Annotated in this window: 6 protein-coding genes; 3 read left to right on the top strand and 3 right to left on the bottom strand. The window is 72.4% G+C overall.

From position 1 onward, the window contains the following. Positions 1 to 338: 338 nt before the first annotated feature. The 3 genes from ABZY57_RS31615 to ABZY57_RS31625 are packed head-to-tail and all read right to left on the bottom strand — an operon-like array spanning position 339 to position 4026. A complete protein-coding gene (locus ABZY57_RS31615) occupies positions 339 to 986 on the bottom strand; it encodes a helix-turn-helix domain-containing protein (RefSeq protein WP_327252318.1) in 648 nt (215 codons plus the stop codon). A 21-nt stretch (positions 987 to 1007) separates the two neighbouring features. Next, a complete protein-coding gene (locus ABZY57_RS31620; RefSeq protein ID WP_356517803.1) occupies positions 1008 to 3092 on the bottom strand; it encodes a YhgE/Pip domain-containing protein in 2085 nt (694 codons plus the stop codon). Continuing rightward, positions 3064 to 4026 carry an ATP-binding cassette domain-containing protein gene (locus tag ABZY57_RS31625; RefSeq protein ID WP_356517805.1) on the bottom strand — a complete coding sequence of 321 codons (963 nt, stop codon included), beginning with the start codon at positions 4024 to 4026 and terminating at the stop codon, positions 3064 to 3066. Before ABZY57_RS31625 ends, ABZY57_RS31620 begins: the two co-directional genes overlap by 29 nt. 233 nt (positions 4027 to 4259) lie before the next feature. Here ABZY57_RS31625 and ABZY57_RS31630 point away from each other — a divergent pair, with 233 nt between their 5' ends. The 3 genes from ABZY57_RS31630 (at position 4260) to ABZY57_RS31640 (ending at position 6268) form a co-directional block, all read left to right on the top strand. Then, a complete protein-coding gene (locus ABZY57_RS31630; RefSeq protein ID WP_356517807.1) occupies positions 4260 to 4757 on the top strand; it encodes an SAV_6107 family HEPN domain-containing protein in 498 nt (165 codons plus the stop codon). Positions 4758 to 4826: 69 nt separating this feature from the next. Then, complete coding sequence (locus ABZY57_RS31635; RefSeq protein ID WP_356517809.1) at positions 4827 to 5585, top strand: methyltransferase; 759 nt, start codon at positions 4827 to 4829, stop codon at positions 5583 to 5585. Positions 5586 to 5866: 281 nt separating this feature from the next. After that, a complete protein-coding gene (locus ABZY57_RS31640) occupies positions 5867 to 6268 on the top strand; it encodes a DUF3040 domain-containing protein (RefSeq protein WP_356517811.1) in 402 nt (133 codons plus the stop codon). Positions 6269 to 6390: the final 122 nt, after the last annotated feature.

Here is a 6390-nt window from a genome sequence, read left to right on the forward strand (position 1 = left end):
GGGCCGCCCCGCGGCCCTCCCCCGGACCCCGCACCGGCCGCGCCCGGCGCCGGGGGCTCGATCCCCCCGAGCCCCGGCCTCGGCCGTGTTTCCCACCCCATCGGCCAGAGAGACCCGGTCCGCACCTGCCGCCCCGTGTCGGCGGTCCGGCCCGGGTCCCTGTCCGTAGCCCCCAGTCTGGCGTCGACGCACCCCGCGCCCCATCCGCGCGGATACTCATTTCCGCGCCTAGGTACGGGTACTCACCCGCCCCACCAGTTCTACGCGGCCCCACCGCCCCCGCGGCACCGCCGATCGGGGGGCACGTGCCACAAGGGCAGCGGCCACCACGGCACCCGTCAGCGGTTCCCGCTCACCCGGCCCCGCAACAGCAGCGACAGCGCCGAGTGCACGTCGTCAAGCGACCGCTCGCTCTGGAAGGACTGCCAGTCCAGGGCCGCCACCAGCACCATGCCCACCAGCGCCGCGGCCGTCAGCGGGACGTCGATCTCCGCACTGAGCTCACCCCGTTCCACGCCTTCGCGGAGCACCGTCTCGACGACGGCGACGGCCTCCCGCCGGACGACCATCAGCGTGGACTGCCAGGTCCGGTTGGTGCGCCACAGCTCGGCGACGTAGAGCTGGGTGAAGGCGGGGTACCGGTCGATGAAGACCAGTCCGGCCCGGATCATCTCGTCGAGCGCCTCGACCCGCGTCCCGCCCCGGGCCTCGGTCGATTCCGCCGCCGTCCGCAGGGACTCGGTCAGGAGGCCGACGCCGTGCCGCAGCAGCTCCTCGAAGAGGTCGTTCTTGCTGGCGAAGTTGTAGTAGACGGTGCCCTTCGCCACGCCCGCACGCTCGGCGATCTCGTCGACCGTCGTCGCGGAGAAACCCTGCTCCGCGATGAGGGTGACGGCCGCTTCGTAGAGCTTCTGCCGCGTGGCCTGGCGGCGGCCGCCGCCCCCGGCCGTACCGGTGCTGCTGCTTTCCATGGCGCTGATTCTCACAGGTCAACCTGTTCCTTCGGGCTACAGGCTCAGTTCCGGCCGCAGCCGGTCCATCGTCCACACCTGCTTGCCGCGGGCGGCGAGGGCGGTGAGGGCGAGGGCGCCGGCCGTGAAGGCCGTGAGGACCACGCAGCCCTGCCAGACCGGGGCGAGGTCGCCGCCGGTGATGAGCCGGCGCAGGCTCTCGACCACGTACGACATCGGCAGGTAGGGGTGGATGGCGTTGAAGAAGCCGGGGCTGGTCTGGACGGGGTAGGTGCCGCCCGCCGAGGTCAGTTGGAGCATGAGGACGGCCAGGACCAGGATCCGGCCGGCCGCTCCGAACTTGGCGTTGAGCCACTGGACGATCGCGGCGAAGCAGGCGGTGACCAGCATCAGGAAGCCGACGGTGAGCGCCGGCCGGGCCATCTGCAGGCCGAGTCCCCAATGCAGTACGGACATCAGTGCGCCCACCTGCGCGGCGCCGATTCCGGCCACGGGCAGCCAGCCCGCGAGGGCGATCCGCCAGGGCGAGGCTCCGGCGGCGAGGGCCCTGCGGTTCAGGGGTGCGATCAGCATGTAGGCGACCATCGCGCCGACCCACAGCGAGAGCGGGATGAAGTACGGGGCGAAGCCGGTGCCGTAGTTGGGCGCCTTGTGCAGGGACTGGTTGGCGAGCCGTACCGGGTCGGCCATGACCTCGGTCCGGGCGTCGCGCTGCTGCTGGTCGTACGACGGGATCTTGCCCGCGCCGTCGTGCAGGCCGCCGGCGAGTTCGCCGTTGCCGTCGACGAGCTTGACCAGGCCGCCGTCGAGGTCGTGCGCGCCGTCGCCGAGCTTGCCGACGCCCGTACCGAGTTCGCCGGATCCCTTGGTGGCGGAGCCGATGCCGGTGTGCAGTCGGGCCATGCCGTCGGAGACCTTGTGGGCGCCGTCGTTGAGGGCGTTGACCTGGGTGACCGCCGCTTCGAGGTCCGCGGAGAGGCCGGGGGCCCTCGTGACGAGGAGGCGGGCTTCGCGCTCCAGGTCGGTGAGCTGCTTGTGGAGGGTGGCGAGGTCGCCGCCCGCGTCCTTGATCAGGGTGTCGACGTCACCGGCGAGTTCGGCGGCTTCGGCGGCGTCGTCCTTGAGCTTCTTCAGCTGCGGGCAGGTGTCGGGGACCGGCTTGGCACCGGTGGTGCAGGTCTTCGCGTAGACCTCGGCTGCGCCGGTGGAGACGCGCTGGGTGACGGTGGCGGCGGCCGGAGCCGCCTTGGCGAAGGCTTCGAGGTGGTTGTTGACGACCTTGGCGGTGTCGGCGACGAGTTCGGCGCTGTCCGCGAGGCTCTTGGGGTCCTTGAGGAAGGGCCGGGCCTTGTCGGCGGCGCCACCGACCTTGTCGGCGAGCTTCTGGGTGCCGTCCGCGATGTTCTTCGTACCCGTTTCCAGCTGTCCGGCGGCCCCGTTCAGCTTCTTCAGCCCGCCGGTGAGCTCGCCGTTCTTCTCCTTCGCCGTGTCCAGGCCGTCGGCGAGGTCCTTGGCGCCCTTCTGCGCCTTGCCCGCCCCGTCCGTGAGCTTGTCTGCTCCGTCCGCGGCCTCGGCGGTCTTGTCGTGGAGGTCGGAGAAGTTCACGAAGATCTTGTCGAGGAAGCCGCGGGAGGCGTTGGTGGACGCCGCCGAGCGGACCTCGGAGAAGACGGTGCGCGAGATCGAGCCGACGATGTAGTTGTTCGCGTCGTTGGTGCGGACCTGGAGGGCCCCGGTGGCGGGGTCCTCGCCGGAGCTGGAGGCGATCTTCGCGCTGAAGTCGGCGGGCATGGTGAGGGAGAGGTAGTACGTGCCGTTCTCCAGCCCCTCGGCCGCCTCCGCGGCGCTCACCTCGCGCCAGTCGAAGGTCTTGCTGTCGTGCAGCTTGCGGGCGATCTCGCCGCCGGCGTCGATCTGCTTCCCGTCGACGGTGGCGCCCCGGTCGGAGTTGACGAGGGCGACCGGCACCTTGTCGAGGCGGCTGTACGGGTCCCAGAAGGACCAGAGGTACAGGGCTCCGTAGAGCAGCGGCAGCAGGAGCAGCGCGACGAGGGCGGCCCGGGGCAGCTTCCCCCGCCCGAACCGCTTCAGCTCAAGCGCGGCGAGCTTCGGCGAGCGCATCGTCGTCCCCCTTCGTGTCGTGCGTGGCGTGGGCGGCGTCCGTGTCGTGGGCGGCGGCGTCCGTGGTGGCGGCTTCGTCGGCGGTGGCCGCGACGTCGGCGTCGGAGTCGGCGACGTCGGAGTCGGACTTGGAGTCGGCGACGTCGGAGTCGGGGACGTCGGAGTCGGACTCGGCGGCGCCCGAGTCCGCGGCGCCCGAGTCCGCGGCGTCGGACTCGGCGGCGTCCGACGGTTCCGCCGCCGGGGCGGTGCGCAGGACCGTCACGTCGGCCGGGGCCTCGCTGCACACCGCGAGCACCGTGGTCCCGCGGGCGGCGAGGGAGCGCAGCAGGTCCCAGGCCTCGGCGCGCTCGGCGTCCGAGAGCTTGAGGTCCAGGTCGTCCAGGGCCAGCAGGCGGGGCGAGCCGAGCAGCGCGATGGCCACCGACAGCCGTACGGATTCCAGCCGTTCCAGGTCCCGTACGGAGGTGCGCGGCCCCTTCGGCAGGGTGTCGAGGTCCAGTCCGGCGTCGGCCAGCGCGGCGTCGATCCGGGCCGCGGCGGAGGCGCGGCGCTCGCCGCGCGGGCGCAGCAGGGCGCGGACGGGACCGTCGTAGCGGCGCTGGAGGAGGGCTCCCTCGCGCAGCTGCTCGGCGACGGTGAGGGCCTGGTCGAGGTCGTTGACCCCGGGGACCGGGCCGAGGGCGGCGATGCGGCGGACCGCGGCCATCTTCTTCGGCAGCCGGTGGCGGCCGATCTCGGCGTATCCCTCGGTGGGCTTCATCCGGCCGGTGAGGGCGAGGAGCAGGCAGGTCCGCCCGCTGCCTGAGGGGCCTTCGACCGCGATGAGCGAACCGGGCGCCGCGTCGACCGCGACTCCCCGGAACACCCAGCCGCGCGGGCCCTTGACTCCGAAGTCCTCGGCTTTGACGGCCGCGCCGTGCGGGCTGTCCACGCCCTCCCCCTCCTTTTGAACTGACCAGTCAGTTCAAAAACTAGCATCTCCGGCCGCATCCGCTGCGCACAGGGCGGCAGTTGCCCGTCCGCGATCCCGAAATGGGGGACAAAAGTGCAGGTCAGCGCGATTGTCAGTGGGGGCCGTCACGATGGGGACACGCAAGAGAACAGCTCGACCCGTAGGAGCCACACCAGGCAGCGCTCAGCGCACGCAACGACAGGAGGTTCGTCATGGCCACACCGTCCCCGTCCCCTGTCCACCCTGTCCCCCGGAAGTCGACGGCACCGCCCGCCGCCCTCGACCTGCTCGCCAAGGCCCACGAGGGCCTGGCCGAAGCCGCCCGGCTGACCCGGCCCAACGAGCAGTACGCCACCGCCCATCTGGCCGCGCTGCGCGCCGCCGCGGCCGTGCTCGCCGCGCGCGGGCGGCCCGAGCCCGTGCACCCGCGGCGCAGGCCGCGCATCCGCAGCGCGTGGGAGGTGCTCCCGGAGATAGCGCCCGAACTGACCGAGTGGAGCGCGCTCTTCGCCTCCGGCGCGGCCCGCCGGGCGCGGGCGGAGGCCGGGATAGCGGGTGCGGCCACCGGCCGGGACGCGGACGATCTGGTGCGTGCCGTCGCGATGTTCGTGCGTCTGGTGGAGCGGATGCTCGCGCTCCGCCCGCCGGCTCCGGCGGGCCCGGCCCAGGGTCTGCCGCTGCCGCGTGCGGAGCGCCCGGACGCGGGATGACCTGCCCGGCAGCCTGAGGCAATAGGGTGGGCAGCGACCGCTCACCAACGTGCCGAGGAGCCATCAGCCGTGTCGGACACTTCCCGCCCCCGCACCTCCCTCCGCACCGCCGTGGTGTGGGAGGTCCTCAAGGAGGCGCTCGACCGCCGGGTGAAGGCGACCGGGCGGGACGTGCTGGACGTGCTCGACACGGGTGGCGGCACCGGAAAGTTCGCCGTGCCGGTGGCCCACCTCGGCCACCGGGTCACCGTGGTCGACCCGAGCCCCAACGCACTGTTCGGGCTGGAGCGCCGGGTCGCCGAAGCCGGCCTGGCCGATCTGGTCCGCGGGGTGCAGGGCGACGCCCAGGGCCTGCTCGATGTCGTCGAGCGCGATTCCTACGACGTGGTGATCTGCCACGGCGTCCTGGAGTACGTGGACGACCCGGCCGAGGGCGTGGCCAACGCCGTGGCCGCCCTGCGCCCCGGCGGCATCCTCAGCCTGCTCGGCGCCGGACTCGGCGGGGCCGTCCTGGCCCGCGCCCTGGCCGGGCACTTCACGGAGGCCCGTACTGCCCTGACCGACCCGGCCGGACGGTGGGGCGCGGGCGACCCGGTACCGCGCCGCTTCACCGCCGAGCAGCTCTCCGCCCTGGTGTCCGAGGCCGGTCTGGCCGTGGGCGCCGTGCACGGGGTCCGGGTCTTCGCCGACCTCGTCCCGGGCGTTCTGGTCGACACCGAGCCGGGCGCCGCCGAGGCCCTGCTGCGGCTGGAGGAGGCCGTCGCCGAGCTCCCCGCGTTCCACGCGGTCGCCACGCAGCTGCACGTTCTCGGCGAGAAGCCCGCCTGATCTGCGGAGCTTCCTGGAACGCGGTGAGCCACTCACCCTCCGAACCGGCGTCGTGACCCGTATGATCGGGGTCAGCGCCCGGCATGCCGAGCGGACCTCTGGGGAATAACGCCTTCAGTGGGCCGTTCACAACGGCGCTGAGCATTCCCCAAGCGGTACTTTTTACGGGCAGTGTTTTAGAACGTGGCGTAGAGGGCGGGTATCACGGGGGCGATTCCCCGCCTATCCTGAAGGGGACCCCTGGTCGCTACACCCGCGACCGACGGATGAGGAGGACTCCCGTGCCGCTCTCGGAGCACGAGCAGCGAATGCTCGAGCAGATGGAGCGAGCGCTGTACGCCGAAGATCCCAAATTCGCTACAGCGCTTGAGGGAAGCGGACTGCGCACGTACACCCGGCGACGGGTCTACCAGGCAGTCGCAGGCATTGTGGTCGGTGTCGCGCTCCTCATGACCGGTGTGATCGTGCCGAACGTACTGTGGGTCAGCGTGGTGGGATTCCTCGTCATGCTGGGCTGTACGGTGCTCGTGGTCACCGGTTGGCGCAAGGCACCCAAGCCTGGTGAGCAGCCCGCCTCCGGTAGTGCAGGCGGTTCGCCCCAAGGGCAGAACCGGCAGCGTCGGTCGATGATGACCCGTATCGAGGAACGGTGGCAGCGCCGCCGTGACGAACAGGGGCAGTAGGCCCCACCGACAGACTCGGGTGTGGGGTGGGGGGGGGGGCGGGGGCGGCGGCCGTGGTGGGGGGGGGACCCCGGGGGGGGGTGGGTGTTGCGGTCCGGGGCGGCGAGCCGGGGGGCGGGGCC

Origin of the sequence: Streptomyces sp. NPDC006450 (assembly GCF_040612195.1) — a bacterium.
Lineage (GTDB): Bacteria > Actinomycetota > Actinomycetes > Streptomycetales > Streptomycetaceae > Streptomyces.

Excerpts from the sequence above, each read along its gene's own strand:
- ABZY57_RS31620 (WP_356517803.1), bottom strand. The coding sequence starts at position 3,092 with ATGCGCTCGCCGAAGCTCGCCGCGCTTGAGCTGAAGCGGTTCGGGCGG.
- ABZY57_RS31630 (WP_356517807.1), top strand. The coding sequence starts at position 4,260 with ATGGCCACACCGTCCCCGTCCCCTGTCCACCCTGTCCCCCGGAAGTCG.